Raw genomic sequence first — 26021 nt, forward strand, 5'->3', positions numbered from 1 at the left:
CCTCAAAATAGCTCGACCGATCCGTCGACGGGTTTGGCCTGGATTTTGGAGTTGTATGACGTCTCTTCGCGCGCCACGGCGTACCTGTCGCTTCGCGGCAACTCGAGCAGCATGACCCTGCCGCTGAAGGGAAAATAGTGGATGCGGCGCGGCTGCGAGCCGCGCAGATGATGGGCCGCGATCGGGAGATTTTCCGCCGTCAGATATGCCTCGACGAAATCGGCATTGCGGTGACCGATATTCGACAGGCCCTTGAGCACGTTGGCTCCGCCGAACACCTTGACCTCGAGCCGGCGGCGCGTGCCTCCGCGCGTGAGCACGTCGTTGATCAGCCGCTCCATCGCAACGTTGCCATAGCGCATGCCCGCCGATGCGTGGCCCCATTCGTCGTCGAAGGCCTCCGGCAGCATGAAATGGTTCATGCCGCCGACCTTCGCGACCGGATCGTGGATGCAGGCGGCCACGCAAGAGCCGAGAATCGTGACCAGCATCTCCTGCCGTTCGCCGCTGACGTAGTGCTCACCGGGCAGCACCTTGACGACCATCGCGTCGAACCGCTTGTCTAGGTACCGGCGCGCGCGGGCCGGAAGCTCATGGCTGACGTGAGGGGGGTGCGAATGGTGCCGCTTCGTCCTGGCCGTCATCTGCACCTCCGGTAGATGGTGCGCCCGACCAGTTCGAGACGGTCGGTGATGCCGAGCAGGTTCTCGGAATGACCGACGATGAGCCAACCATCCGGCTTGAGCATGTCGGCATAGCGATCGAACAGCCTGCGCTGGGTCGGCTTGTCGAAGTAGATCACCACGTTGCGGCAGAAGATCACGTCGAACGGTCCCGACATCGGCCAGGATTCGAGCAGATTGAGATGAGCGAAGGTAATGAGATCGCAGGTCTCATCATTCATGGCGACCTGCCCCTCCTGCATCGTGGTGAAACGCTTGCGAAGGGGGGCAGGAATGCTTTCGGCACGCTCCGAATCGTAGATGCCGCGTGCGGCATGCGCTATGACGTTAGTGTCGAGGTCGGTCGCGAGAATCTTGACGTTCCAGCCGGCCAATGATTGCGGACCGCTCAGCAGTGTCATCGCAATGCTGTATGGCTCCTCCCCGCTCGAACAGCCCGCCGACCAGATGCGCATGCGCCGGGTATCGCGGTTCGAATCGAGCAGTCCGGGAACGATCTCCTTCGTCAGGTAGTCGAAGTGGTGGGGCTCGCGAAAGAAGCTCGTATGGTTCGTCGTGACCGCATTGATGAAGTTGCGCAGCTCGTCGTCGCCATCGCGCCCCTCCAGCAGTCGGCAATATTGTGAGAAATTGGTCAGCCCAAGCGCGCGCAGGCGACGGCCAAGCCGGCCATGAATGAACGCGCGCTTGCGCTCGCTCAGCACGATACCGGCGGTGCTCATCACAAGCTTCGAGAGCTTGCGAAAGTCCGTGTCGTGTAGCGCGAACTCTTCTTCCACCATCACCTCCCAGACCCTGCGGGGCGCCACAGAGGCGCCCCGCGAGCGTCAGAATTCCTTCCAATCCGCATCTCCCGCACCGACGACGCGGCGACGCGTCGGCTCGGTCTCGGAGTATCTGGCTGCCGGAGCGGAGTGCCGGGGGGATGCCGGCGCGGGCTTGGCAGCCGCGTTGCGCATCGTCGCGAGCTTTTCCTTGGAGGCGCCGAGCGAGCGATCGACCACCGGGTTTCCGGTCCGCGCCGGATGCGGCCGGCTCTGCTCGAATTCCGGCAGCACCATGAACCGGCCGACCATCTCGGCCATGGCCGCGGTCTGCTCTTCCATCGATTTGGCGGCGGCCGCCGCTTCCTCGACGAGCGCAGCGTTCTGCTGCGTCACCTTGTCCATCTGCGTGACGGCGTTGTTGACCTGCTCGATGCCGCCGCGCTGCTCCTGCGAAGCCGCCGAAATCTCGGCCATGATATCGGTCACGCGCTTCACCGACTGCACGATCTCTTCCATCGTCTTGCCGGCCGTGTCGACCAGGCGCGAGCCCGACTCCACCTTCGACACGGAGTCGGAGATCAGCCCCTTGATCTCCTTGGCGGCGTTGGCGCTGCGCTGCGCGAGGTTGCGCACCTCGGCCGCGACGACGGCGAAGCCGCGACCCTGATCACCGGCGCGCGCGGCTTCGACCGCGGCGTTCAGCGCCAGGATGTTGGTCTGGAACGCGATCTCATCGATCACGCCGATGATGTCGGCGATCTTGCGGCTGGCCTGCGTGATGCCATCCATCGTCTGCACGACCTCCGCCACGACCGAGCCGCCCTTGATCGCGACGTCGGAAGCGGACGAAGCAAGCTTGTTGGCCTGCTGCGCGTTCTCGGCGTTCTGCCGCACGGTCGAGGTCAGCTCCTCCATGCTCGCCGCGGTCTCCTCGAGACTGGCGGCCTGCTCCTCGGTGCGTTGCGACAGGTCGGTATTGCCGGTCGCGATCTCCCGGGCGGCGCTCGACAGCGTGTGCGAGCTGTCCGCGACGTCGCTGATGATCGAGGACATGGTGTCGAGAAGGCCGTTGACGCCTCCGCACAGCTCCTGAATCTCGCCCGCCTTGTTGTCCATCGGGATACGCGGACGCAGATCGTTCTGCTTGGCCGCGGCCACCGCGTCCTGGATCTGCACGGCGGCAGCCCGCAGCGCCTCCGCGGCCCTGACCTGTGCCGCCATCGTGTCGAGCAGGCCGTTGACGCCGGAACAGAGCTCGCCGAGATCGCCCGACTTTCCGGCCATCGAGATCCGCGGCTCCAGATCATTCGCCTTTGCCGAGGCAACGACGCTCTGGATCTGGCCGACCGTCGCCTCGAGCGCTTGTGCAGCCTTCACCTGCTCGGTCACGTCGGTGGCGTATTTCACGACCTTGAACGGCTTGCCGTCGGGGCCCATGATCGGATTGTAGCTGGCCTGGATCCAGACCTCCTTGCCGGCCTTGCCAATGCGCTTGTATTGGCCGGCGTCGTATTCGCCGCGGCCGAGCTTGTCCCAGAACATGCGATACTCGTTGGAGCTTCGATAGGCGCCCTCGACGAACATCGAATGATGCTGGCCCTTGATCTCGCCCAGCGTATAGCCAAGCGTGTTCAGGAAGTTCTCGTTGGCATTGAGCACCTTGCCGTCCATCGTGAACTCGATGACCGCCTGGGCCTTGCTGATCGCCGCGATCTGACCGCTGAAATCGGCGTTCCGGATCACGTCCTCGGTAATGTCGGTCGCATACTTCACGACCTTGAACGGCCTGCCGTCCGGTCCCGTGATCGGGTTGTAGCTGGCCTGGATCCAGATCTCCTTGCCGCCCTTGCCGATGCGCTTGTATTGGCCGGCGTCGTATTCGCCGCGGCCGAGCTTGTCCCAGAACATGCGATACTCGTTGGAGCTTCGATAGGCGCCCTCGACGAACATCGAATGATGCTGGCCCTTGATCTCGCCCAGCGTATAGCCGAGCGTGTTCAGGAAGTTCTCGTTGGCATTGAGCACCTTGCCGTCCATCGTGAACTCGATGACCGCCTGGGCCTTGTTGATGGCCGCGATCTGCCCGCTGAAATCGGCATTGCGCATCACCTGCTCGGTGATGTCGGTGGCGCATTTCACCACCCGATACGGCTTCCCCTTGGAGTCCATCATCGGATTGTAGCTGGCCTGGATCCAGACCTCGCGACCGCCCTTGCCGATCCGCTTGTACTGGCCCGCATCGAATTCACCGCGGCCAAGCTTGTCCCAGAACAGCCGATACTCGTGACTGGCCCGATAGGCCGGATCGACGAACATCGAGTGATGCTGCCCCTTGATCTCGGCCAGCGTATAGCCCAGCGCATTCAGGAAATTGTCGTTTGCATCGAGAATCGTGCCGTCGAGCGCAAAGGTGATCACCGCCTGGGAGCGCTTGATGGCCGCAAGCTGTGCAGCGATGTCCGCCATCTGACCGTCCCGTGCCGGCGTCCGGTCCGAGGCAGGCGCCGACTTGGCCGCTGGCCGCGGCCGGCTGCTCCGCGAGCGGGCCTTCTTGGTTGCCGCGTTGTCTTCGCCGGGGGCGCCGTCAGCGGTGAAGTCCTGCATGATGTTATCCTCGAAAGTGTCGCTCATGACGATCTCGCAAATTTGCTTGGGGGTTTAGGCGGCCGCGGCCGCATCGGCCTGGGGGACCGTACGATTGGCTGAATCTGCTGATATTCCGAACAGCCCGGACAGCGACACCAGCGTCACCATCCGGTTTTCGATCGCGACCAGGCCTTCGAGGAACTGGTCTTCGACCGGCATGCCCATGTCCGGCACCTCGCGGATCTCCTTCGGATCGACTGAGATGATGTCGGATACGGTGTCGACCAGCAGGCCCACGGTTCGTGTTCCCGCAGCGACGATGATCACGACATGCATGTTGGTCGGGATGGTCACGCCGACGCCAAATCGGGCACGAAGATCGAAGATCGGCACGATGATGCCGCGCAGGTTGATCACGCCTCGCACGTGCGCCGGCGAATTCGGAATCATCGTCGTCTCGGTCCAGCCCTTGATCTCGCGGACCACCATGATGTCGATGCCGTACTCCTCCTCGCCCAGCGTGAAGGTGATGAACTGCTGCACGTTCTCGCTGACGGCCGCTTCCTGGCCGAATTGCGCGGCCGGCTTGTTGTCAGGCTGCATGGATCATGTCCTTTGCGGGTTCATTTCTCGAATCCTCCGACGCGGGCAGCCGGCCGGCCGTCCCGCGGATGTCGATCTCGTGCAGGCGCGCGACGTCGAGGATCAGCGCGACGCGGCCGTTGCCCAGGATCGTCGCGCCGCTGATGCCGTCGACCGGCTCGTAGTTCGCTTCGAGGCTCTTCACCACGACCTGCTGCTGGCCGAGGAGCTCGTCGACGACGATCCCGACACGGCCGGCGTTCTCGCTCTGCACGATGATAACGATGCCGCGGCAGGGATCGCCGATCGCATCGCTGATCGAGAACACGCGGTGCAGGTAGACCAGGGGAAGATATTCGCCGCGCAGCGCCAGGACATGCCCGCGCCCGACGACAGGATGAATTTCGGACACCTGCGGACGCAGGTTCTCGACGATGGCGACGAGCGGGATGATGAACGTCTCACCGCCCACCGACACCACCATGCCATCCACGACCGCGAGCGTGAGCGGCAACGACAGCGAGAATGAGGAGCCCTGCCCGAAACGCGAGCGCACCGAAATCCGTCCACCCAGCGCCTGCACGTTGCGCTTGACGACGTCCATTCCGACCCCGCGGCCCGAAATGTTCGAGATCACGTCGGCGGTGGAAAACGCCGGCAGGAAGATCAGATCGTCGACCTCGTCATCACTGAGATTGGCACCCGCGGGCACCAGGCCGCGGGCTCTCGCCTTGGCAAGGATCTTTTCGCGATTGATGCCGCGGCCGTCGTCCGACACCTCGATGACGATGCGGCCGCTGCGCTGCGCGGCCGAGAGATGGATCGTGCCCTGGCGCGGCTTGCCGGCAGCGGCTCGCTCGGCCGGCGGCTCGATGCCGTGGTCGAGCGCGTTCCGGATCATGTGCGTCAGGGGATCGTTGAGCTGCTCGATGACGGTCTTGTCGATTTCGGTCATCTCACCGGAGGTGACGATGCGCACCTCCTTGCCCAAGGTGGCGGCAAGCTCGCGCACGATCCGCGGCATCCGCGCAAACACCGATTTCACCGGCTGGGCACGGATCGCCATCACGCTTTCCTGCAGCTCGCGGGCACTCTGGGCCAGCGCCTCGATGCCCTGAATGAGCTGCGGATATTTGTCGGCCGGCAACGAGAGGCCCTGCTCGGTCAGCATCGCCTGGCTGATCACCAGCTCGCCGACCAGATTGACCAGCCGGTCCACCTTATCGACGTCGACGCGAATCGATTGTGCGACGCTGACCGCGGCGACGGCCGTCGCGACTGCGCCGCCGGCATCGCTGGGGGCCGCCTCCACCGGACCAGCGGCCACCTCGACCAGCTCGATGTCGAGATCGCAATCGTCCTCGACGAACTCGAACACGTCCTGGACGGCTCCGCGCGGCACCGCCGTGTCCAAGGTGAATGTCCAATTGAGGTAGGCCGCCTCGGGATCCAGCGCGGCGAGCGCCGGCAGGCTGGAGCTGTCCACCTCGGTGCTGAGCACGCCGAGCTTGCGCAGCTGCCGGATCAGCAGCAGCGGCTCATTCGCCTTCTTCAGCATCTCCGTGTGCGGCCGGAACCTGATGCGATATCTCTGCTCGCCGAGCGACTTCGTCTCCACCGCGGCGGAGCCGGCCGGCACCTCGAACGCCTGCCCGGCGCCCTGCAGCGCATCCAGCATGGCCGCGCTGGTATCGGCGGCAAAATTTGGCGGCAGCTGCTGCTCGAGCCGCGCTGCGTTCACGATGTCCGCAAGCGCGTCGCTGGCGCGCAGCAGAAGCTGCTTGATCTCCTGGCTCGCGGCGATCTTGTGGTCGCGCAAGGCGTCCAGCAGACTCTCGAAGGTGTGAGAGAAGGCCACCAGATCGGTGCAGCCGAAGGCCCCCGCTCCGCCCTTGATGGAGTGCACGGATCGGAAGATCGCATGCAGCGTCTCGTCATCCTCCTGCCCGGAAGACAACAGCTCCAGGTTGGACTGCAGGGCGTCCAACAGCTCCGCGCATTCCTCGAAATAGGTCTTGCGGAACTGCGCGACCGGATAGGATTCCTGCTCGGAGCTTACGGGCATACGCGGTTGACCGTCGCGATCAGCTGCTCGGGATTGAACGGCTTGACCAGCCATCCGGTCGCACCAGCCGCCTTGCCGTCGGCCTTCTTGGCGCCATCGCTCTCGGTCGTCAGGATCAGGATCGGCACCGCGCGGTGCTGACTGCCGGCCCGGACGTTCTTGATCAGCGAAATGCCGTCCATATTCGGCATGTTCAGATCGGTGATGATCAGATCGAACTTGCCGCCGGTCAGCACGTTCAGCGCGGCCTTGCCATCCTCGGCCTCTGCAACGTCGAAGCCGGCCTTCTTCAACGTGAAGGACACCATGTCGCGCATGGTCTTCGAGTCGTCGACTGCGAGAATTCGCTTGGTCATGTCACTCCATCCACTTATCGAGTTCGTGCCGAAGTCCGAGGTCGCTGATCGCCGTCCTGAACAGTTCGGAGGCCTGCGTGATCCTGAAGGGCTTGTTGGCAGCCTGCGCGCTGCGGGCAGCGGCAAGCAGAATCTGAGCACAGGGCGTCGACATCCGTTCGACCCCGCTGGCGTCGAGCACGATGCTGCTGTCGGCTGCGATCCGGATCATCTCCTCACGCAGCTGCGCCGCCTGCGTCAGATCCAGCATCTGAGGAAGCGCATGCGACGCCCGCTGCTTGTCGCCAGCGTCGTCAGGCTCTGTCGTCGGCATCGTGTCCGTCATCTTTTAAGCATCCGTGGTCCGCCGAACTCCGGCCGCGGCGCCCATACGCCGCTGGCAACACATGACTTGGATTCACCCGACCGACGGGGCCGCATTGTTCGCCGGAACTCGCTCAAATTGCGTGGAACTCGATTGTTGGATCGTTAAATATGAGAGCCGTAATATTACGGCGACTCTACCTAGAGCTGTTCGCGACCGGCGCTTGCCGCGTCCATGCGATCGCGGAGCCTTCTTGTCTGTTTGAAAGGCGGCTCGGCCCGCTTCGCCGGGCTGAGCGACAGCAACGCACACGAGCCACGGCGATCGCCGGTGGTCCTGTGGGCGCCGCTTCAAGATTGATCCCGCGCGCGGCGGTAAGGTGATCGTCGTGCACATGCATTTCAGCTCGGCCAGTTGCCGCAGCTGATATCAATGCGTCAGTTAAAGGAATTCACGCGAACTGCTGCACTGGCGGGCCGGAAGACTACGGTCCGGCGCAATTGCCCGGCCGCTCCATTTCCGAACGGCCCTCATGCGCGAGCTTCAACGATCAGCAAAGATGACGAGCACATGACCCGCGGCGATACGCCGCGCGTCGCAGTCGTGGCTTCCATCTCCTCCCCGCAACTGCAAACCGTCGACAGCCCAGGGAAGGAGATCGCAGTTGCTAGCGGCGCTGGTTGTAGACGTCGATGCAGACGGCGCCGAGCAGCACCAGGCCCTTGATGACCTGCTGATAGTCGATGCCGATGCCGAGGATCGACATGCCGTTGTTCATCACGCCCATGATCATGGCGCCGATGACCGCGCCGCCGACCCGGCCGACGCCGCCATAGGCCGAGGCGCCGCCGATGAAGCAGGCCGCGATGACGTCGAGCTCGAAGCCGAGACCCGCCTTCGGGGTTGCGGTGTTGAGACGGGCGGCGAAGATGAGGCCGGCGAGCGCGGCCAGCACGCCCATGTTGACGAAGGTCAGGAACACCAGCCGCTCGGTCTTGATGCCCGACAGCTTGGCCGCCTTGGCGTTGCCGCCGACCGCGTAGATCTGCCGGCCGACCACCGTGCGGCGGGTCATGAAGCCGTACAGCGCGATCAAGGCGACCATGATCACCAGCACGTTGGGCAGGCCGCGATGCGAAGCAATCAGGTAGGTGAAGTACATCAGCACGCTGGCGAGCACGACGTTCTTGGCGGCGAACACGCCGAACGGCTCGACGTCGATGCCGTGCTCGACCTCACGCGCGCGGCCCTTGACGCTGGCATAGACCAGGATGAGCGTCAGCACCGCGCCGATGGCGAGCGAGGTGAGATTGACGCTGCCGGCGCTGGGAAGCAGCTCCGGAATGAAGCCCGACGACAGCTTCTGGAACGTCGAGGGGAACGGGCCGACCGACTGGCCCTGCAGCAGCGCCAGCGCCAGGCCCTTGAACACCAGCATGCCGGCGAGCGTGACGATGAACGAGGGAATGCCGAAATAGGCCACCCAATAGCCCTGCGCCGCGCCGATGGCTGCGCCGACGATCAGGCAGGCGATGATGGCGAGCGGAAAGTCGATGTGATAGCGCACCATCAGCACGGCCGCGACCGCGCCGACGAAGCCGGCGACCGAGCCGACCGAGAGGTCGATATGCCCGGTGACGATCACCAGCAGCATGCCCAGCGCCATGATGACGATGTAGCTGTTCTGCAGCACCAGATTGGTGAGGTTGAGCGGCTGCAGCAGGGTGCCGTCGGTCATGATCTGGAAGAACAGCATGATGACGAACAGCGACATCAGCATGCCGTAGCTGCGCAGATTGTTCTTCAGGAAGCCGGTGTGGGGCTTCTCTTCCGGGAGTGAAACCGTCTTGTCGGTCATGGCTGGTGTCCTCCCGGCCGCTTAGGCGGCCGTCTCCTGGTTCTTAAGGGCTTCGTTGCGCATGATGGCGCGCATGATCTTTTCCTGCGTCGCGTCTGGGCCCGCGAACTCGCCGACGAAGGCGCCGTCGTTCATGACGCAGATCCGGTCGCAGATTCCGAGCAGCTCGGGCATTTCCGACGAGATCACCACCACACCCCGGCCGGCGTCCGCAAGCTCCTGGATGATACAGTAGATCTCATATTTGGCGCCGACGTCGATGCCCCGGGTCGGCTCGTCGAGGATCAACACCTTGGGATCGGTCATCAGCCATTTCGACAGCACCACCTTCTGCTGGTTGCCGCCGGAGAGCTGGCCGGCCTCCTGGTAGACATCCGAGCAGCGGATGCGCATGCGGCCGCGGTAGCCGGAGGCCGCCTTGAGCTCGGCGATGTCGTCGATCACGCCCTTCGGCGCGACCTGGCTGAGGCTGGCGAGCGTGATGTTCTTGCGGACGTCGTCGGCCAGGATCAGGCCGAGCTGCTTGCGGTCCTCGGTGACATAGGCGAGGCCGGCATCGATCGCGGCCGGCACGCTGGTGAGATTGACGTCGCGGCCCTCGACCCGGGCGCGGCCGGAGATGTTCACGCCCCAGGAGCGGCCGAACAGGCTCATCGCGAATTCGGTGCGGCCGGCGCCCATCAGCCCGGCGATGCCGACGATCTCGCCGCGGCGCACCTGGAAATCGACGTTCTTGATGACGCGGCGGTCCGAATGCTGCGGATGGAACACGGTCCAATTCTCGACCGTGAACACCGGCTCGCCGATCTTGGGCTGGCGTTCCGGGAAACGGTGCGCCATGTCGCGGTTGACCATGCTCTTGATGATGCGGTCCTCGAGCACCGGCTCGGCGCGGCAATCGATGCCGTCGACGCTGCGGCCGTCGCGCAGCACGGTGATACGGTCGGCGACGCGGGCGACCTCGTTCAGCTTATGGGTGATCAGGATCGAGGAGATGCCCTGCTCGCGGAAGGCGACGAGGCGGTCGAGCAACGCGGCGCTGTCGGCCTCGTTGAGGCTGGCGGTGGGCTCGTCCAGGATCAGCAGCTTGACGCGCTTGGACAGCGCCTTGGCGATCTCGACGAGCTGCTGCTTGCCGACGCCGAGGTCGGTGATCAGCGTGTCCGGGGATTCCTTCAGGCCGACCTGAGCCAGCAATTGCTGGGTTCGGCGGTAGACCTCGTCGCGGTCGATGACACCGAAGCGCGACGGGGCATGCGACAGGAAGATGTTCTCCGCGATCGACATCAGCGGGATCAGCGCGAGCTCCTGGTGGATGATGATGATGCCGAGCGCCTCGGAATCATTGATGTCGCGAAACTTCCGCTCCTCGCCCTCGAAGATGATCTGGCCCTCGTAGCGGCCGTGCGGATAGACGCCGCTCAGCACCTTCATCAGGGTCGACTTGCCGGCGCCGTTCTCGCCGACCAGCGCGTGAATCTCGCCGGGCTCGACGGTGAAGCTGACGTCACGCAGGGCCTGGACATTGCCGAAGCTCTTGCTGACGTTTCGCATTTCCAGGATTGCGGTCATCGTGTCATGTCTCTGTTCTGACGCCACTCAGTTCTAGCGCCACTCGCCCCCGCCGCGCGAGCTCCAATAGGATATCCCTCTCCCCGGAGACCGGGGAGAGGGCTGCTTGTCTGTTAGACCAGGATCACTCGAACTGCGACTTCTTGTAGTAGCCGCTCTCGACCAGGACCTTCTCCCAGTTGCTCTTGTCGACCACGACCGGCTTGAGCAGGTAGGACGGAACGACCTTGACGCCGTTGTTGTAGGTCTTGGTGTCGTTGACCGGGACTTCCTTGCCGGCCAGCGAGGCATCGACCATGTCGGCGGTCACCTTGGCGAGATCGCGGGTGTCCTTGAAGATGGTCGAGTACTGGTCGCCGCGCAGCATCGCCTTGATCGACGGCACCTCGGCGTCCTGGCCGGAGATGACCGGCATCGGCTGGTCGGCGCTGCCATAGCCCACGCCCTTCAGCGAGGAGATGATGCCGATCGAGAGGCCGTCATAGGGCGACAGCACCGCGTCGACGCGCTTCTTGCCGTAGAACGCGCTCAGCAGATTGTCCATGCGGGCCTGGGCGGTGGCGCCGTCCCAGCGCAGGGTCGCGACCTTGTCCATGCCTTTCTGGCCGGACCCGATCACCAGCTTGCCGGAGTCGAGATAGGGCTGCAGCACCGACATCGCGCCGTTGTAGAAGAAGTAGGCGTTGTTGTCGTCCGGCGAGCCGCCGAACAGCTCGATGTTGAACGGGCCCTTGCCGTCCTTCAAACCAAGCTTGTCGACGATCGACTGCGCCTGCAGCACGCCGACCTGGAAGTTGTCGAAGGTCGCGTAATAGTCGAGGTTCGGCGTGTCGCGGATCAGGCGGTCATAGGCGATCACGGTGATGCCCTTGGCCTTGGCCTGCTTCAGCACGTCCGACAGCGTGGTGCCGTCGATCGCCGCGATGACCAGCACCTTGGCGCCCTTGGTCACCATGTTCTCGATCTGCGAGAGCTGGTTCGGGATGTCGTCCTCGGCATATTGCAGGTCGGTGGCGTAGCCGCGATCCTTCAGCACCTTGACGATGTTGTTGCCGTCGTCGATCCAGCGCGCCGAGGACTTGGTCGGCATCGCGATGCCGACGGTGCCCTTGCTCTGCGCCATGGCGGCGCTGGACAGCGCCAGGGCGCCGAGGCCGGCCAAAGCGGCGGCCATGATGGTCTTGAAATTCAGCATGCTTCACTCCCTCTTGGATTTTCGAATTTCAACAAGACTACGCGATTGCGTATCGTGATACCAGTTAGCTGTTAGGCTGAACGACGCTCGACTGATTGTTCCTCCTCTCAGATCGACAGCACGACGTCGGGCTCGGCGCGTCCCCTTGCGCCGACATCGAGAAGAAAGGTCTGGCCGTGGCCGGGATCGGCAGCCTTGGCCGCCGCGTCCATGTCCTGCCAGGCCGAGGTGACCAGCAGGCGGGTGAGGTCCTTGCCGACGAAGGCCGGACAGCTGGCCTGGCTTGCCGGCACGGCGATGCTGCGCAGATGCTCGCCCCGCGGGCTGTAGACGTCCACACAACCGCCGCCCCAGCGCGCGTTCCAGATCCGCCCCTCGGCATCGACGACGGCGCCGTCGAGGCCGCCGATGCCGGTATGGCGCAGCAGCACCTCCGGCTCGCCGCGCGGCAGACCGGTCTGCGGATCGAGCGCGACGCGGTAGAGCACGTTCTCGTCGGTGTCGGCGAAATACCCGGTCGCGCCATCAGCGGTGAAGCAGATTGCGTTCGGGATGGTGACGTTCGGAAAGAGACAAACGATCTCGCCGCGATGCAGCGCATAGATCGCGCCCAGCCCGCGCTCGGCCTTGCGGCCCATGGTTCCGATCCAGAACGTGCCGGAGGGATGCACGCGAGAGTCGTTCGACCGGGTCGCCGGATTGTCCGCCTCGAGCGGCCGGTACAGCGCCAGCGCGCCGTCGGCGATGCTGCGGATGTAGAGTCCATCCTCGGCCACGATCAGCTGCCGCTGCGCATCGATGCGGCCGAGCGCGCTCGCCATCTTTCCTAACACATGACGGCGCACCTCGCCGCTGCCGATCTTGGCCTCGAACAGCAGGCCTTCGCGGATGTCAAACCACCAGGCGGTGTCGGTCGCCGGATCGTAGGTCGGTCCCTCGCCGAGATGGCAGTGCTCAGCGCAAAGGATGGTGGTCGGCACTTGCTCCATCATCATGCGGACGCTCCCGTGGTCGAGAAGCGATAGATGGTTTCGTGCTTGTAGACGTCATCAGGCGAGAGCTTGGCGCTCGGGAAATCCGGGCGGTTCGGCGTATCCGGCCAGACCTGCGGCTCCAGGCAGAGCGCGTCGGACTGCCGGAACACCCTGCCCTTGCCACTGACGGTCGCGTCGATGTAGTTGCCGGAATAGACCTGCAGGCCGGGCTGATCGGTGTGCAGCTCCATCACGCGCCCCGAGCGCGGCGACTCCAGCCGGGCGGCAAGGCGCACGCCATCACCCGCACGCAGACAGAAATTGTGGTCATAGCCGCGGCCGCATTTGATCTGCGCATCGTCGGCGCGGATGCGCGCGCCGATCGCCTGGGCGTCGCGGAAATCGAACGGCGTGCCGGAAACGTCATGCGGCGGGCCGGGCAGCGGGATCGCAGTCTCGTCGATCGCGAGATAGTGGTCGGCCGCGAGCGTGAGACGATGGTCGAGGATACCCGTGCCGGCCGCGAGGCCGTCGAGATTGAAGAAGCTGTGATTGGTCAGATTGACGATCGTGGTGCGGGTCGTCCGCGCCGCGAAGGTCACCGACAGTTCCGTCGGCCCGGTGAGCTGATAGGTGACGCGGACGTCGAGCCGTCCCGGATAGTTCGCCTCGCCGTCGGGGCTGACATAGAGCAGCGTCACCGAGGGCTGCTCGTCGTCCTCGGCGGCGACAATCTGCCAGAGCTTGCGGTCGAAGCCATCGGGGCCGCCATGCAGTGCGTGCGCGCCGTCATTGGCCTCCAGCCGCACGTCATCGCCGTCGAGCGTGAAGCGCGCGCCGGCGATGCGGTTGGCGTAGCGCCCGACCGTGGCGCCGAAGAACTTGCGGAGCTTGACGTAGCTCAAGAGGTCGTCATGGCCGAGCACGACGTCGTCGACGGCGCCATGCGCATCCGGCACCAGCAGCGCCTGCAGCGCGGCGCCGAAGGTGATGATCCGCGCCTCGAAGCCGCCGGCGCCACGCAAGGTGACGCGCTCGACCTCGCGGCCATCCGGCAGGCTGCCAAACACATCCCTGGTGATCCGGGTCTCGGCCATGGCTTAGTCCTCGAACGGCTCGACGATGTTGCGGCGGCCGAGCAGGAAGGAATCGGCCACCAGTCGCAGCGGCGCCAGATCGACGTCGCTGGCGCCAGTCTTGGTCAGCTCGACGAAGCGACGATAGAGGCCGGGATATTCCCGCTCCTTCTCGTCGATCATCAACTGATCATCCGCGGTCATGCGCGCGCCGCCGAGCGACAGCTTCAGCTGTCCGGCATCGGTCTCGATGCGGATGTCCCAGCTCTGCGGCCCGGTCTGGCGGAAGTCGAACTCGGCCGCGATCGGCAGGTCGCTCGCCGTGGACATCGAGAGATTGGCCGCGATCGGCGCCTGGCAGTTCGACGGGAACGACAGCTCGGCCTCGGTGACGAACACCGGCTCGGGCAGGATGCGCGTCAAGATCGACAGCGCGTTGATCCCGGGATCGAACACGCCGAGCCCGCCCGGCTGCCAGATCCAGGCCTGCCCGGGATGCCAAACGCGGACGTCTTCCTTCCAGTCGATCCGCACGCTGCGGATCTCGCGCCGGGACAGCCACTCGCGCGCAGGCTCGACGGCCGGCGCGTAGCGCGAATGCCAGGTCGCGAACAGCGTGCGCTGCTTCTTCGCCGCGAGCGTGACCAGCGGATCGAGCTCGCTCACGGCGGCGCCCGGCGGCTTCTCCAGCATCACATGCTTGCCGGCCTCGAGCGCGACCAGCGCCTGGGCACGGCGGACCTGCGGCGGCGTGCACAGCGAGACCGCGTCGATCTCCGGCCCATCGCGCAGCAGTTCCTCGATCGAGCCGAAATGCGGCAGGCCCGGCAGCGAGGCGTTGCGGCTCGCCACCGCGGTCAGGGTCACGCCGGCGGTGGCGGCGATCGCAGGCACGTGCTGGTCTTTGGCGATCTTGCCGAAGCCGACGATGGCGACACGAAGCTCGCTCATGGCTCAGCGTCCCCAGCGCAGCACGAGCGGGTCGAGCCGGCGCGCGATCTCGATCAGACCCTTCTGCGTGGCCGGGTGGATCGGCGGCTGCGGCGCGCGCAGCGTGTCGTGCTTGATCACGCCGCCTTCCTTCATCAGGATCTTGCAGGTCGCAAGCCCGCACTGCCGGTTCTCGTAGTTGATCAGCGGCAGCCAGCGCTCATAGGCCGCGGCCGCGGCATCGCGATCGCCTGCAAAATAGGGATCGATGATCTTTCTGATGCCGTCGGGATAACCGCCGCCGGTCATCGCGCCGGTGGCGCCGGCGTCGAGATCGGCCATCAAGGTGATCGCCTCCTCGCCGTCCCACGGGCCCTGGATGTCCGCGCCGCCCGCTTCGATCAGCGCGCGCAGCTTGTCGGCGGCGCGCGGCACCTCGATCTTGAAATAGGCGAGGTTCTCGATCTCCTTGGCCATGCGCGCGAGCAGCGGCACCGACAGCGGCGTGCCCGCGACCGGCGCGTCCTGCACCATGATCGGAATCGAGATCGCATCCGACACGCCGCGATAGAACTCGTAGATCGAGCTATCCGGCACGCGGAAGGTGGCGCCGTGATAGGGCGGCATCACCATGACCATGGCGGCGCCCTTGTCCTGCGCGCGGCGCGAGCGCTCGGCGCAGACGAAGGTCGAGAAATGCGTGGTCGTGACGATGATCGGCACGCGCCCGGCGACATGCTCTAGCACCGTGGTCATGACGAGATCGCGCTCGTCGTCGGTCAGCACGAACTGCTCGGAGAAGTTGGCGAGGATGCAGATGCCGTGCGAGCCGGCGTCGATCATGAAGTCGATCGCGCGCTTCTGGCCCTCGAGATCGAGGCGGCCGTCGGCATCGAACACGGTCGGCGCGACCGGGAAGACGCCCTTATAGAGCTTTTTGGCGGAAGCGGTCATGAGCCCCTCTTAGTGATTGTCGCGCGGCACCGGCGAGCCGGTGCGGCCGACCAGGAAGTCGAAATCCACGCCGCGATCGGCCTGCAGCACGTGATCGATGTAGAGCTTCTGATAGCCGCGGTCGGCATGCGGCTTCGGCGGCGTCCAGGCGGCGCGGCGCGCGGCGAGCTCCTCGTCGCTGACATGCAGATGCAGGCGGCGGCCGGGAACGTCGAGCGTGATCATGTCGCCGTTCTTGACCAGCGCCAGCGGTCCGCCGACGGTGGCCTCCGGCGCGACATGCAGCACCACGGTGCCGTAGGCGGTGCCGGACATGCGCGCATCGGAGATGCGGATCATGTCGCGCACGCCCTGGCGCAGCACCTTGGCCGGCAGCGGCATGTTGCCGACCTCGGCCATGCCGGGATAGCCCTTCGGGCCGCAGTTCTTCAGCACCATGATGCAGGAGGCGTCGATGTCGAGAGTGTCGTCGTCGACCGCGTCATGCATCTCCTCAACGCTCTCGAACACCACCGCGCGCCCGGTGTGGTTCATCAGCTCCGGCGAGGCCGCCGACGGCTTGATGACCGCGCCGTTCGGCGCGAGATTGCCGTTGAGGATCGCGATGCCGGCTTCCGTCTTGAACGGCGTCTCGAACGGCGTGATCACCTCGGCATTGTAGTTCGGCGCCTCGGCGACGTTGTCCCACAGCGTCTTGCCGTTGACCGTCCGCGCATCCTTGTGCAGCAGACCACGCTCCCCGAGCGCGCGCAGCACCGCCGGCAGGCCGCCCGCGTAGTAGAAGTCCTCCATCAGGAAGCGGCCCGACGGCATCAGGTCGACGAGGCAATGCACGTCGCGGCAGAGCCGGTCGAAATCATCGAGCGTCAGCTCGACGCCGACGCGGCCGGCGATCGCGAGCAGATGCACCACGGCGTTGGTCGAGCCGCCGATCGCCGCCAGCGTGCGGATCGCGTTCTCGAACGCCTGACGGGTCAGGATGTCCGACGGCTTGAGATCCTCATGGACCATCTCGACGATGCGCCGACCGGCCATGCGGGCGAGCAGATTGCGGCGCGCGTCGGCGGCGGGGATCGCGGCATTCTCCGGCAGGCCGATGCCGAGTGCCTCCACCATGGAAGCCATCGTCGAAGCCGTGCCCATGGTCATGCAGCTGCCGGCCGAGCGGTTCATGCCGGCCTCGGCCTCATGAAACTCCTTCAGCGTGATCTCGCCGGCGCGCAGCTGCTCGCTCATCGAGATGATGTTGGTGCCGGAGCCGATGATCTGGCCGCGATAGACGCCGCGCAATTGCGGCCCGCCGGAGACGCCGATCGCCGGCAGGTCGGCCGAGGCCGCGCCCATCAAAAGCGCCGGCGTGGTCTTGTCGCAGCCCATCAGCAGCACGACGCCGTCGAGTGGATGCGCGCGGATCGCCTCCTCGACGTCCATCGAGGCGAGGTTGCGGAACAGCATCGCGGTCGGGCGCATCGTCACCTCGCCGAGCGAGGAGACCGGGAATTCCAAGGGATAGCCGCCGGCATCCAGCACGCCCTGGCGGACGTGCTCGGCGATGATTCGGAAATGCGCGTTGCAGGGCGTCAGCTCCGACCAGGTGTTGCAGATGCCGATGACAGGCCGGCCCTCGAAGCGGTCCTGCGGCGTGCCGCTGTTCTTCAGGAATGAGCGATAATAGAAGCCCATCTTGTCCTGGCGGCCGAACCACGCCTGGCTGCGCAGCTGCTTGTCTGATTTGTCGTTGCTCATTCCTGGTCCGTTCGTGCAGCCGATTGCGCATGACGCCGCCGGCCGTTGTAGATGACTTCGATCATGGCTTCCGAGGCGCCCTCGGGGTCTCCATTGGCGATCGCGTCGATGATGCGCTGGTGCCAGACCAGCACGGTGTCGCGATCGGCGGTCTCGACGGGCGCGCTCAACACGAAGGAGGCGCGCAGCGCCGCCTCGATGACCGCGCCGATCGAGCGCATGAAGGGATTGCCGGACGCATTGGCAATCGCGATGTGCAGGGCGAGATCGGCGTCGGCGAAGGCGACCGAGGTGGACGGTTCGCGCTCCATCTTCGCCATCGCTGTGCGCATGGCCGCGACGTCGTCCTCGGTGCGGCGTTCGGCCGCGAGCGCCGCTGCGCGCGGCTCGATCGCCAGCCGGATCTCGGCAAGGTCGGCGAGGAAGCGCTTGTCGATGCCGGCGTCGAGATGCCACGCCAGCACGTCGGGATCGAACATGTTCCAGGCAGAGCGCTCGCGCACCACGGTGCCGACGCGGGCCTTGGTCGAGAGCAGGCCCTTGGCAACCAGCGTCTTGACGCTCTCGCGCAGCACCGGCCTGGAGACGCCGAACGTCGCCGTCAGTTCGGCATCGCCCGGCAGCCGCGCCCCTTCGCCGAGTTTGCCAGAGATGATGTCGATGCCGATGCTGCGGGCGACCTCGGCGTGGTTGGAATGTGCCCGGCGCGTCGGGATCGAGACGATGTGCGACGACGTCATGTCGGCGCTCCCGCGGGCTTGACCTCTGCTGCAGGCTTGACGCCCGCCAGCTTGGCCCCTGCGGGCTTGACGGATGAGCGGCGCGCGAGCGCCATCAGACCTTGCTGCAGCGCAATGAAGACGAACAACAGAACCCCCGTGGCGATCTTGGTCCACCAGCTCGACAGCGTGCCATCGAAATTGATGTAGGTCTGGATCATGCCCTGGATCAGGACGCCAAGGAAGGTGCCGATGACGGAGCCCTGCCCGCCGGTCAACAAAGTTCCGCCGATTACGACGGCCGCGATGGTGTCGAGCTCGACGCCGACCGCCGACAACGAATAGCCGGCCGCCGTATAGAAGGAGAAGACGATGCCGGCGAGGCCCGCGAGCACGCTGGACAGCATATAGATGCGGATCGTCATCGGCCCGACCGGGATGCCCATCAACGCCGTCGCGGCACGGCTGCCGCCGAGCGCGTAGACATTGGCGCCGAACCGGGTCAGGTGCAACAACAGCGCGCAGACGACGAGGATCACCAGCATCGCAATCGCGATTGCAGTGAGCCGCCCGCCGCCGGGCAATTTGATCGCAAAATCCGAAACGGCGCTGTAGATCGGCGCGGTGATCGGGATCGACTCGGTGGACAGAAGGAAGCTGATGCCGCGCGCCAGGAACATGCCGGCGAGCGTCACAATGAACGGCGGCAGCTCGAACACGTGGATGACCGTGCCCATCGCGGCGCCGAACAGCGCGCACAGCACCAGCACCAGCGCGAACGCAGCCAGCGGCGGGATGCCCCAGCGCTCGATCGCGAGCGCGGTGAACACCGTGGTGAAGCCGATCACCGAGCCGACCGAGAGGTCGATGCCGCCAGAGATGATGACGAAGGTCATGCCGGCCGCGACGATGCCGAGGAAGGCATTGTCGGTGAGCAGATTGGCCACGACACGTGTCGAGGCGATGTTCGGGAATTGCAGCGCGCACAGCGCGAAGCCGGCGACCAGCACGAAGGCGGTGATCGCAACCGAGGTCGAGGCCTTCATGGCTTGGTCCTCCGCCAGCGCGCGGTGAAGCGCGAGAGATCGCCGAGCCGCGGCGACTGCGCCAGCAGCACGGCCAGCACGACGACGGCCTTCACCAGCAGGTTGAGCTCCGGCGGATAGCCCGACAGCAGAATGCCGGTGTTCATGGCCTGGATGATCAGCGCGCCGGCCACCGCCAGCACCAGGCTGAAGCGGCCGCCGAACAGCGAGGTGCCGCCGATCACGACCGCGAGGATGGCATCGAGCTCGAGCCAGAGCCCGGCATTGTTGGCGTCGGCGCCCATGATATCCGCCGCGGCGATCACGCCGGCGAGCGACGCGCACAGGCCGCACCAGACATAGACCGAGAGGATCATCGCGCGGGTGCCAACGCCGGAGAGCTCGCTGGCGCGCGCATTGCCGCCGGTCGCCTCGATCAGAAGCCCGAGCGCGGTGCCGCGCACGACAGCGGCCGTCACCAGCAGCATGCCCAAGGCGATCACCACCGGTGTCGGCAGGCCGAGCACGGCGCCGTTGCCCATCCATACGAGATCCGGCGAGGTGAAGGTGACGATGCGGCCTTCCGTGATGAGCTGCGCGATGCCGCGACCCGCGACCATCAGGATCAAGGTCGCGACGATCGGCTGGATACGCAGCACGGCGACGAGGATGCCGTTCCACAGTCCGCACGCCAAGCCGACGGCCAGCGCCGAGGCGAGCACGACCGGCAGCGAATGCGTGTCGGCGAGGCTCGCGGCGGTGGCGCCCGCGATCGCCATGACGGCGCCGACCGAGAGGTCGATTCCGCCGGTGGCGATCACCAAGACCATGCCGAGCGACAGGAGCGCCACCGGCGTGCCGCGGTTGAGCACGTCGATCACGCTGCCAAACAGACGACCGTCCTGCAGATGCAGGTTGAAGAACTGCGGCGACACCAGGCGATCGATCATCAGGATGATGATCAGCGCCAAGGCCTGTGCCATGCCGCGGCGGGGAATGCGGAGCGTCATGATGCGGCCTCGTGCGCCGGCGAGGTGTCGGCGGCGATCGCCGCGAGAATGCTGGAGACCTCGATGGCGTCGCCCTTCAGCTCCTCGACATGCTCGCGATCGCGCAGCACCACGACGCGGTTCGAGTAGGTGACGATCTCGTCGAGCTCCGAGGAGATGACGAGCAGCGCCAGGCCCTGGTCGCACAGCTCGCGGACCAGGCGGATGATCTCGGCATGGGCGCCGACGTCGATGCCGCGGGTCGGCTCGTCGAGCACCAGCAGCTTCGGCGACGTCGCCAGCCAGCGGGCGAGCAGCGCCTTCTGCTGATTGCCGCCGGACAGCAGCCCGATCGGCCGCTCCGGATCCGGCGGCCGGATGTCGAGCATGCGGATGTAGCGCATCGCGATCTCGTCCTGCTCGCGCCGCGACAGCGGACGGTGCAGTCCGCGCCGCGCCTGCAGCGCCAGTACGATGTTCTCGCGCACGGTGAGATCGGCGACGATGCCCTCGGTCTTGCGCTCCTCCGGGCAGTAGCCGAAGCCGAAGCCTGCGCCATCGCGCGGCGAATTCAGCTTGATGACTTTGCCGTCGATCGTCGCTTCGCCGCTGTCGGCGCGTTCGGCGCCGAACACCAGCCGCGCGGTCTCGGTGCGGCCGGAGCCGAGCAGCCCGGCGAGCCCGACGACCTCGCCGCGGCGCAGCTCCAGATCGAACGGCGCGACATAGCCCTGCTTGCCAAAGCCCTTGAAGCTGACGCAGACCTCGCGCGCCGTGTCGGGCTGGCTCGCCGCGCGCTCATGCGTCGTTTCGGCAAGCTCGCGGCCGAGCATCATGCGGATGAGGTCGAGCCGCGGCAGGTCGGCGATGTCGCGCGACCCGATCAGGCGGCCATTGCGCAGCACGGTGACGCGATCGCAGATTTCATAGACCTGATCGAGGAAATGGCTGACGAAGACGATGCCGATGCCGCGATCCGCAAGCTTGCGCATCACGCTGAAGAGGATCTCGACCTCGTGGCGGTCGAGGCTCGCGGTCGGCTCGTCCAGGATGAGCACCCGCGCCGACAGGTCGACCGCGCGCGCGATCGCCGTGATGTGCTGGACCGCAACCGAAAAACTCGAAAGCGGCGCGCCGACGTCGATGTCGAGACCGTAATCGAGTAGCAGCGCACGCGCGCGCCGCTTCATCTCGCCCTCGCGCACGACGCCGAAGCGCGTCGGCTGGCGGCCGAGAAACAGATTCTGCGCCACCGACAGGTTCGGCAGCAGGTTCACTTCCTGATAGACGGTGGCGATCCCGGCATCGACGGCGTCCTTGGCCGAGCGCGGCGCGATCTCGCGATCGGCGAGCCGCACCGTGCCGGCGTCGCGCGCGAACACGCCGGTGACAACCTTGATCAGGGTCGACTTGCCGGCGCCATTTTCGCCGAGCAGCGCGTGGATCTCGCCCTCACCCAGCGTGAAGTCGACGCCATCGAGCGCTTTCAGCGTACCGAAGCTCTTCGACAGGCCGCGAATGTCCAGAAGCGAGGGACGCGTCGCCGGCGGAGCTGAGGGATCAGACATGAGGAACTACACGAATTACTCGGCCAACATCCGGAAAGCTGACGCCTGCACAACGTGCAGACGCCAGCGATCTATCTCCGTCGTCCCGGCGAAAGCCGGGACCCATACCGCGGATGGGTTGATTGAGGCACTTGGCCAATACCGTGCGCCTCATCAGCTGCGGTGGTTATGGGTCCTGGCTTTCGCCAGGACGACGGTCAAAGAAGCCAGGCTCAGTAGCCCAGGCCCTTCTTGCTGTCGTAGACCTTCATCGGCTCGTCGGCCGAGGTGTAGAGCTTCGATTCCGTCTGGATCCACTTCGGCGGCACCGTGCCCTTCTCCTTGAAGGCGACGATGGCGTCGAAGGCCGGGCCGGCCATGTTCGGCGTCAGCTCGACGGTCGCATTGGCCTCTCCGGCGGCGATCGCCTTGAAGATATCCGGCACCGCGTCGATCGAGACGGTCAGGATGTCCTTGCCCGGCTTGAGGCCGGCTTCCTTCATCGCCTGGATCGCGCCGACCATCATGTCGTCGTTGTGGGCGTAGACGGCGCAGATCGACTTGCCGCCATTCTCGGCCTTGATGAAGCTCTCCATCACTTCCTTGCCCTTGGCGCGGGTGAACTCGCCGGTCTGGCTGCGCACGACCTTCAGGTTGGCATTCTTGGCGACGACGGAGTCGAAGCCCTTCTTGCGGTTGGTGGCGACGCTGGCGCCGACGGTGCCCTGCAGTTCGACGACGTTGCAGTCCTTGCCGCCGACGGTCTTGGCGAGCCACTCGCCGGCCACCGCGCCTTCATGCACGCTGTCGGAGGTCACGGCGGTCAGATAGAGGTCCTTGCCCGCGGGATCGATGTCGCGGTCGAGCAGCACGACCGGGATCTTGGCTTCCTTGGCTTCCTTCAGCACGGCGTCCCAGCCGGAGGCGACGACCGGCGCCAGGAAGATCGCGTCCACGCCCTGCGCGATGAAGGAGCGGATCGCCTTGATCTGGTTTTCCTGCTTCTGCTGGGCGTCGGCGATCTTCAAGTTGATCTTGCGCTTGGCGGCTTCCGACTTCGAGACCGAGGTCTCGGCGGCGCGCCAGCCGGACTCCGATCCGATCTGCGAAAAGCCGACGGTCAGCTCAGCAGCGCTGGCGGAGGTCGCGAGCAGCAAGGCGGCCGTTGCCGAGGCCGCAAAGAGGGCTTTCAGGGTCATCAGACGTTCTCTCCCACAAAGTATCTGTTCTCGGTACGGCGCCGCTCACAGCGGTGTCTTCGCACCGTTATCGTCAGCTCGGTGGCTGACGGGGTCCGTTATTCCACGGAACCTCCGACCTGACTAGTCATATTATTTGACTGTAATACTTTTTGAGGGAGCTGTGGATAGGGCGCGCTGGCTCATGCGAGTGCGCTGCAGCAGATAGGCTACAGCCCTCACGTCGATTTGGAGTTGGCGAAGATTTCAGCGCAGCGTCGTCGCCTCGCGGGCGCGCTGCTTGATGGCGGCCCACGCGCCCGCCTTGATGTCGGACGCAGGCGCCACCCAGGAGCCGCCGATCGCGACAACCTTCTTATGCGCGAGCCATTGCGCGGCGTTGCCGGCATTGATGCCGCCGGTCGGACAGAAGCGCACGTTCGGGAACGGCCCGGCCAGCGCATCGAGCGCGGCGAGCCCACCGGCCGGCACCGCGGGGAAGAACTTCACCAGCTCGTACCCGCGCGTCACGCAGGCGATCAGATCCGAGGGGGTCTGAATGCCCGGCGCGAACGGCAGCTCGCCGGCGTTTGCCGCGTCCAGCAGCTCGATTGAGAGGCCCGGACTGATCGCAAACGCCACGCCGAGCTTTGCGGCGCGCTCGTAGTCCGCCGGTGTCAGCACCGTGCCGATGCCGACCCTCGCCTCCGGCACCTCGCTGATGATCGCACGCGCCGCGTCGAAGCCCGCCTGCGTGCGCAAGGTGATCTCGATGACACGCAGGCCGCCGCTGACGAGCGCCCGCGCCAGCGGCACGGCCTGCGCTGCGTCGTCGATCGTGATCACCGGGATCACCGGTGCCAGCGCAAACACCGCATCGAGCTTCGCGCGCTTGTCCGAACTGCTCATGACGCCTCGCTCGATGTCAGAATGTCCTGCGGCATCGCATTTGCCGGAATTACCGCGCCTGGCGCCATGATCACGGCGCCGGCCAACCGGTGGCCGGCCAACGCCGCCTTGCGCGGCGGTGCGCCCTTGATCCGTGCGGCCAGATAACCCGCATTGAAGGAATCTCCGGCCGCCGTGGTGTCGACCGGCTGCAGCACGGCGGGCGGCGCGATATCGACCAGCACGCCATCGGCGTGGATCAGGCAGCCGCGCGGGCCGCGCTTGATGACGATTTCGGCCACGCCGGCATCCCTGAAGCGGCGCAGGCAGACCGAGGCATCGGCATCGCCGAACAGCATCTGCTCGTCCTCGAGGGTCGGCAGCGCGATGTCGACCAATGGCAGGATGGCGCGAAATGCGCGCTGCGCCACTTCGCGGCTGGCCCAGCCGCGCGGCCGGTAGTTGCCGTCGAACACCACGCGAGCCCCGCGCTTGCGCGCCACCGTGAGCAGTTCTCGCAGCTTGGCCTTGCCGGTCTCGCCATACAGCGACAAGCTGATGCCTGAGAGATAGATCACCTCGAAGCGGGAGAGACGGTCGAGCATGGCGGGATCGGCGCGATCGAACAGCTCGCGGGCCGGCGCGCGGTCGCGCCAATACAGGAAACTGCGCTCCCCCCGGGCATCGCGCTCGATCATGTAGAGGCCGGGCACGCGGCCCTCAACGCGGAGCACCTCCGCGGTCTCGATGCCCTCCGCCTGCCATGCCGCCAGCATCATCGCGCTCAAGGGATCGTCGCCGAGCGCGGTCACGTAGGAGGTGAGCACGCCGAGCCGGGACAGATAGAGCGCCGTGTTGAGCGTGTCACCGCCGAAGCCGCGCCTGAACAGGCTGCCGTCCTCCTGCGCGAACTCCACCATGCACTCTCCGATGCAGGCGACTCTCATCGGCGTAATCCCGCGATCAAAACGTCAAATGAACCTTCATCGACCGGCTACGATCGCTGGCGAGCTCGAAGGCGGAAATTGCCTCCTGGAACGGCAGCGTGGCTGAGATCAGCGGCTTCACGTCGAGCAGGCCCTCGCCCATCAGCCGCACCGCCAGATCGAATTCACGGTCGAACCGGAAGGTGCCGCGCAATTGCAGCTCCTTCGTGACCAGCGTGTTCAGCGGCAACGTCATTTCGCCGCCGAGCCCGAGCTGGACGATGACGCCGCCCGGCCTCATCACGTCGAGCGCCGCGCGCAGCGCGGCCTGGTTGCCGGACGCCTCGAACAACACGTCGAACGTGCCCTTGCCGGCGCGCCACGGATCGAGCGCGGCCGGCTCCGCGGCGACGTTGAACGCATGGCTGGCGCCGAGCTTGCGGGCCACCGCGAGCGGGGCCTCGGCGACATCGGTCGCAACGATCTCGGCCGCCCCGCCGTAACGCGCGACCAGGATCGCCAGCGCGCCGATCGGTCCGCAGCCGGTGACCAGAACGCGCTTGCCGAGCAGCGATCCCGCCTGATGCGCGGCGTGCAGGCAGACCGACAGCGGCTCGGCCATCGCCGCCTCTCCGAGCGACAGCGACGGTGCGATCGGCACCGCCTGCGAGGCATCGACGGTGACGAATTCGCGGAAGCCGCCCTGCACGTGCGGATCGCGCATCGCGCTGCCCATGAAGCGCATGTCCAGGCACTGGTTGCGCAGGCCCTCGCGGCAATAGGCGCAGTAGCCGCAGGGCAGGCTCGGATTCACGGCAACGCGGGTGCCTTCGGACAGTCCGGTCACGCCGGCGCCGACCGCGGCGACCACGCCGGCGATCTCATGGCCGAGCGCCATCGGCTGCTTGATCCGCACCGTGCCGAAACCGCCATGGTGGTAATAATGCAGGTCCGAGCCGCAGATGCCGCCAGCCTCGATCTTCACCCGGACCTGCCCCACATCCGGCGCCGGATCGGGGAAGCTGTCGATGCGCAGATCCTTGGGCGCGTGAATCACGACGGCACGCATGGGCCGGTTCTCCCTGTCTCGTCTTATCCGCT

23 protein-coding genes are annotated in these 26021 nt (G+C 65.8%); all 23 read right to left on the reverse strand.

Annotation, left to right across the window (positions count from 1 at the left end):
• Window positions 1–2: 2 nt before the first annotated feature.
• A complete protein-coding gene (gene cheD / locus QX108_RS11755) occupies window positions 3–644 on the reverse strand; it encodes a chemoreceptor glutamine deamidase CheD (protein WP_172133510.1) in 642 nt (213 codons plus the stop codon).
• On the reverse strand, window positions 641–1465 hold the full coding sequence (locus QX108_RS11760; protein ID WP_172133509.1) for a CheR family methyltransferase: 825 nt from the start codon (window positions 1463–1465) through the stop codon (window positions 641–643). The genes cheD and QX108_RS11760 overlap by 4 nt, the downstream gene beginning before the upstream one ends.
• A gap of 45 nt (window positions 1466–1510) precedes the next feature.
• Window positions 1511–3916 carry a methyl-accepting chemotaxis protein gene (locus QX108_RS11765; RefSeq protein ID WP_409998508.1) on the reverse strand — a complete coding sequence of 802 codons (2406 nt, stop codon included), beginning with the start codon at window positions 3914–3916 and terminating at the stop codon, window positions 1511–1513.
• Window positions 3917–4108: 192 nt separating this feature from the next.
• Window positions 4109–4639 carry a chemotaxis protein CheW gene (locus QX108_RS11770; protein WP_315782024.1) on the reverse strand — a complete coding sequence of 177 codons (531 nt, stop codon included), beginning with the start codon at window positions 4637–4639 and terminating at the stop codon, window positions 4109–4111.
• The gene (locus tag QX108_RS11775) at window positions 4629–6683 is read right to left on the reverse strand and encodes a chemotaxis protein CheA (RefSeq protein ID WP_315721470.1); all 2055 of its coding nucleotides are present in this window, start codon (window positions 6681–6683) and stop codon (window positions 4629–4631) included. The genes QX108_RS11770 and QX108_RS11775 overlap by 11 nt, the downstream gene beginning before the upstream one ends.
• Window positions 6674–7039 carry a response regulator gene (locus QX108_RS11780; protein WP_172112185.1) on the reverse strand — a complete coding sequence of 122 codons (366 nt, stop codon included), beginning with the start codon at window positions 7037–7039 and terminating at the stop codon, window positions 6674–6676. Before QX108_RS11780 ends, QX108_RS11775 begins: the two co-directional genes overlap by 10 nt.
• A gap of 1 nt (window position 7040) precedes the next feature.
• A complete protein-coding gene (locus QX108_RS11785) occupies window positions 7041–7364 on the reverse strand; it encodes an STAS domain-containing protein (RefSeq protein ID WP_315721471.1) in 324 nt (107 codons plus the stop codon).
• Window positions 7365–8010: 646 nt separating this feature from the next.
• Window positions 8011–9201, reverse strand: coding sequence for a multiple monosaccharide ABC transporter permease (gene mmsB, locus QX108_RS11790; protein ID WP_315782027.1), 1191 nt, complete (start codon window positions 9199–9201; stop codon window positions 8011–8013).
• Between the two features lie 21 nt (window positions 9202–9222).
• Entirely contained in the window at window positions 9223–10773 is a 1551-nt protein-coding gene (gene mmsA, locus QX108_RS11795) for a multiple monosaccharide ABC transporter ATP-binding protein (RefSeq protein WP_315782029.1), read from the reverse strand.
• Window positions 10774–10897: 124 nt separating this feature from the next.
• Entirely contained in the window at window positions 10898–11968 is a 1071-nt protein-coding gene (chvE, locus tag QX108_RS11800; RefSeq protein ID WP_315721474.1) for a multiple monosaccharide ABC transporter substrate-binding protein, read from the reverse strand.
• A 107-nt stretch (window positions 11969–12075) separates the two neighbouring features.
• A complete protein-coding gene (locus tag QX108_RS11805) occupies window positions 12076–12957 on the reverse strand; it encodes an SMP-30/gluconolactonase/LRE family protein (protein ID WP_315782266.1) in 882 nt (293 codons plus the stop codon).
• A gap of 2 nt (window positions 12958–12959) precedes the next feature.
• On the reverse strand, window positions 12960–14039 hold the full coding sequence (locus QX108_RS11810) for an aldose epimerase family protein (RefSeq protein WP_315782031.1): 1080 nt from the start codon (window positions 14037–14039) through the stop codon (window positions 12960–12962).
• A 3-nt stretch (window positions 14040–14042) separates the two neighbouring features.
• On the reverse strand, window positions 14043–14969 hold the full coding sequence (locus QX108_RS11815) for a Gfo/Idh/MocA family oxidoreductase (RefSeq protein WP_315782033.1): 927 nt from the start codon (window positions 14967–14969) through the stop codon (window positions 14043–14045).
• A gap of 3 nt (window positions 14970–14972) precedes the next feature.
• Window positions 14973–15902 (reverse strand): dihydrodipicolinate synthase family protein, encoded by a 930-nt coding sequence (locus QX108_RS11820; protein WP_315782035.1) that lies wholly within the window; start codon window positions 15900–15902, stop codon window positions 14973–14975.
• A 9-nt stretch (window positions 15903–15911) separates the two neighbouring features.
• A complete protein-coding gene (locus tag QX108_RS11825) occupies window positions 15912–17648 on the reverse strand; it encodes an IlvD/Edd family dehydratase (RefSeq protein WP_315782037.1) in 1737 nt (578 codons plus the stop codon).
• A complete protein-coding gene (locus QX108_RS11830; RefSeq protein WP_315782039.1) occupies window positions 17645–18388 on the reverse strand; it encodes a FadR/GntR family transcriptional regulator in 744 nt (247 codons plus the stop codon). The genes QX108_RS11825 and QX108_RS11830 overlap by 4 nt, the downstream gene beginning before the upstream one ends.
• Entirely contained in the window at window positions 18385–19413 is a 1029-nt protein-coding gene (gene yjfF, locus QX108_RS11835; RefSeq protein WP_315782041.1) for a galactofuranose ABC transporter, permease protein YjfF, read from the reverse strand. The genes QX108_RS11830 and yjfF overlap by 4 nt, the downstream gene beginning before the upstream one ends.
• On the reverse strand, window positions 19410–20402 hold the full coding sequence (locus tag QX108_RS11840) for an ABC transporter permease (protein WP_315782043.1): 993 nt from the start codon (window positions 20400–20402) through the stop codon (window positions 19410–19412). The genes yjfF and QX108_RS11840 overlap by 4 nt, the downstream gene beginning before the upstream one ends.
• On the reverse strand, window positions 20399–21949 hold the full coding sequence (locus QX108_RS11845; protein ID WP_315782045.1) for a sugar ABC transporter ATP-binding protein: 1551 nt from the start codon (window positions 21947–21949) through the stop codon (window positions 20399–20401). The genes QX108_RS11840 and QX108_RS11845 overlap by 4 nt, the downstream gene beginning before the upstream one ends.
• A gap of 212 nt (window positions 21950–22161) precedes the next feature.
• Complete coding sequence (gene ytfQ / locus QX108_RS11850; RefSeq protein ID WP_315721483.1) at window positions 22162–23127, reverse strand: galactofuranose ABC transporter, galactofuranose-binding protein YtfQ; 966 nt, start codon at window positions 23125–23127, stop codon at window positions 22162–22164.
• A gap of 246 nt (window positions 23128–23373) precedes the next feature.
• Window positions 23374–24015 (reverse strand): bifunctional 4-hydroxy-2-oxoglutarate aldolase/2-dehydro-3-deoxy-phosphogluconate aldolase, encoded by a 642-nt coding sequence (eda, locus tag QX108_RS11855; protein ID WP_315782048.1) that lies wholly within the window; start codon window positions 24013–24015, stop codon window positions 23374–23376.
• Window positions 24012–24911, reverse strand: coding sequence for a sugar kinase (locus QX108_RS11860; RefSeq protein WP_409998509.1), 900 nt, complete (start codon window positions 24909–24911; stop codon window positions 24012–24014). The genes eda and QX108_RS11860 overlap by 4 nt, the downstream gene beginning before the upstream one ends.
• A gap of 46 nt (window positions 24912–24957) precedes the next feature.
• Entirely contained in the window at window positions 24958–25989 is a 1032-nt protein-coding gene (locus QX108_RS11865) for an L-idonate 5-dehydrogenase (protein WP_315782052.1), read from the reverse strand.
• Between the last annotated feature and the right edge of the window lie 32 nt (window positions 25990–26021).

The organism is Bradyrhizobium sp. SZCCHNR1002 (assembly GCF_032381435.1).
Lineage (GTDB): Bacteria > Pseudomonadota > Alphaproteobacteria > Rhizobiales > Xanthobacteraceae > Bradyrhizobium > Bradyrhizobium aeschynomenes.

Bases quoted from the DNA above. Each gene is read 5' to 3' on its own strand.
- cheD (WP_172133510.1), bottom strand. From the start codon at position 644: ATGACGGCCAGGACGAAGCGGCACCATTCGCACCCCCCTCACGTCAGC.
- QX108_RS11760 (WP_172133509.1), bottom strand. From the start codon at position 1,465: ATGGTGGAAGAAGAGTTCGCGCTACACGACACGGACTTTCGCAAGCTC.
- QX108_RS11765 (WP_409998508.1), bottom strand. From the start codon at position 3,916: ATGGCGGACATCGCTGCACAGCTTGCGGCCATCAAGCGCTCCCAGGCG.
- QX108_RS11770 (WP_315782024.1), bottom strand. From the start codon at position 4,639: ATGCAGCCTGACAACAAGCCGGCCGCGCAATTCGGCCAGGAAGCGGCC.
- QX108_RS11775 (WP_315721470.1), bottom strand. From the start codon at position 6,683: ATGCCCGTAAGCTCCGAGCAGGAATCCTATCCGGTCGCGCAGTTCCGC.
- QX108_RS11780 (WP_172112185.1), bottom strand. From the start codon at position 7,039: ATGACCAAGCGAATTCTCGCAGTCGACGACTCGAAGACCATGCGCGAC.
- QX108_RS11785 (WP_315721471.1), bottom strand. From the start codon at position 7,364: ATGACGGACACGATGCCGACGACAGAGCCTGACGACGCTGGCGACAAG.
- mmsB (WP_315782027.1), bottom strand. From the start codon at position 9,201: ATGACCGACAAGACGGTTTCACTCCCGGAAGAGAAGCCCCACACCGGC.
- mmsA (WP_315782029.1), bottom strand. From the start codon at position 10,773: ATGACCGCAATCCTGGAAATGCGAAACGTCAGCAAGAGCTTCGGCAAT.
- chvE (WP_315721474.1), bottom strand. From the start codon at position 11,968: ATGCTGAATTTCAAGACCATCATGGCCGCCGCTTTGGCCGGCCTCGGC.
- QX108_RS11805 (WP_315782266.1), bottom strand. From the start codon at position 12,957: ATGGAGCAAGTGCCGACCACCATCCTTTGCGCTGAGCACTGCCATCTC.
- QX108_RS11810 (WP_315782031.1), bottom strand. From the start codon at position 14,039: ATGGCCGAGACCCGGATCACCAGGGATGTGTTTGGCAGCCTGCCGGAT.
- QX108_RS11815 (WP_315782033.1), bottom strand. From the start codon at position 14,969: ATGAGCGAGCTTCGTGTCGCCATCGTCGGCTTCGGCAAGATCGCCAAA.
- QX108_RS11820 (WP_315782035.1), bottom strand. From the start codon at position 15,902: ATGACCGCTTCCGCCAAAAAGCTCTATAAGGGCGTCTTCCCGGTCGCG.
- QX108_RS11825 (WP_315782037.1), bottom strand. From the start codon at position 17,648: ATGAGCAACGACAAATCAGACAAGCAGCTGCGCAGCCAGGCGTGGTTC.
- QX108_RS11830 (WP_315782039.1), bottom strand. From the start codon at position 18,388: ATGACGTCGTCGCACATCGTCTCGATCCCGACGCGCCGGGCACATTCC.
- yjfF (WP_315782041.1), bottom strand. From the start codon at position 19,413: ATGAAGGCCTCGACCTCGGTTGCGATCACCGCCTTCGTGCTGGTCGCC.
- QX108_RS11840 (WP_315782043.1), bottom strand. From the start codon at position 20,402: ATGACGCTCCGCATTCCCCGCCGCGGCATGGCACAGGCCTTGGCGCTG.
- QX108_RS11845 (WP_315782045.1), bottom strand. From the start codon at position 21,949: ATGTCTGATCCCTCAGCTCCGCCGGCGACGCGTCCCTCGCTTCTGGAC.
- ytfQ (WP_315721483.1), bottom strand. From the start codon at position 23,127: ATGACCCTGAAAGCCCTCTTTGCGGCCTCGGCAACGGCCGCCTTGCTG.
- eda (WP_315782048.1), bottom strand. From the start codon at position 24,015: ATGAGCAGTTCGGACAAGCGCGCGAAGCTCGATGCGGTGTTTGCGCTG.
- QX108_RS11865 (WP_315782052.1), bottom strand. From the start codon at position 25,989: ATGCGTGCCGTCGTGATTCACGCGCCCAAGGATCTGCGCATCGACAGC.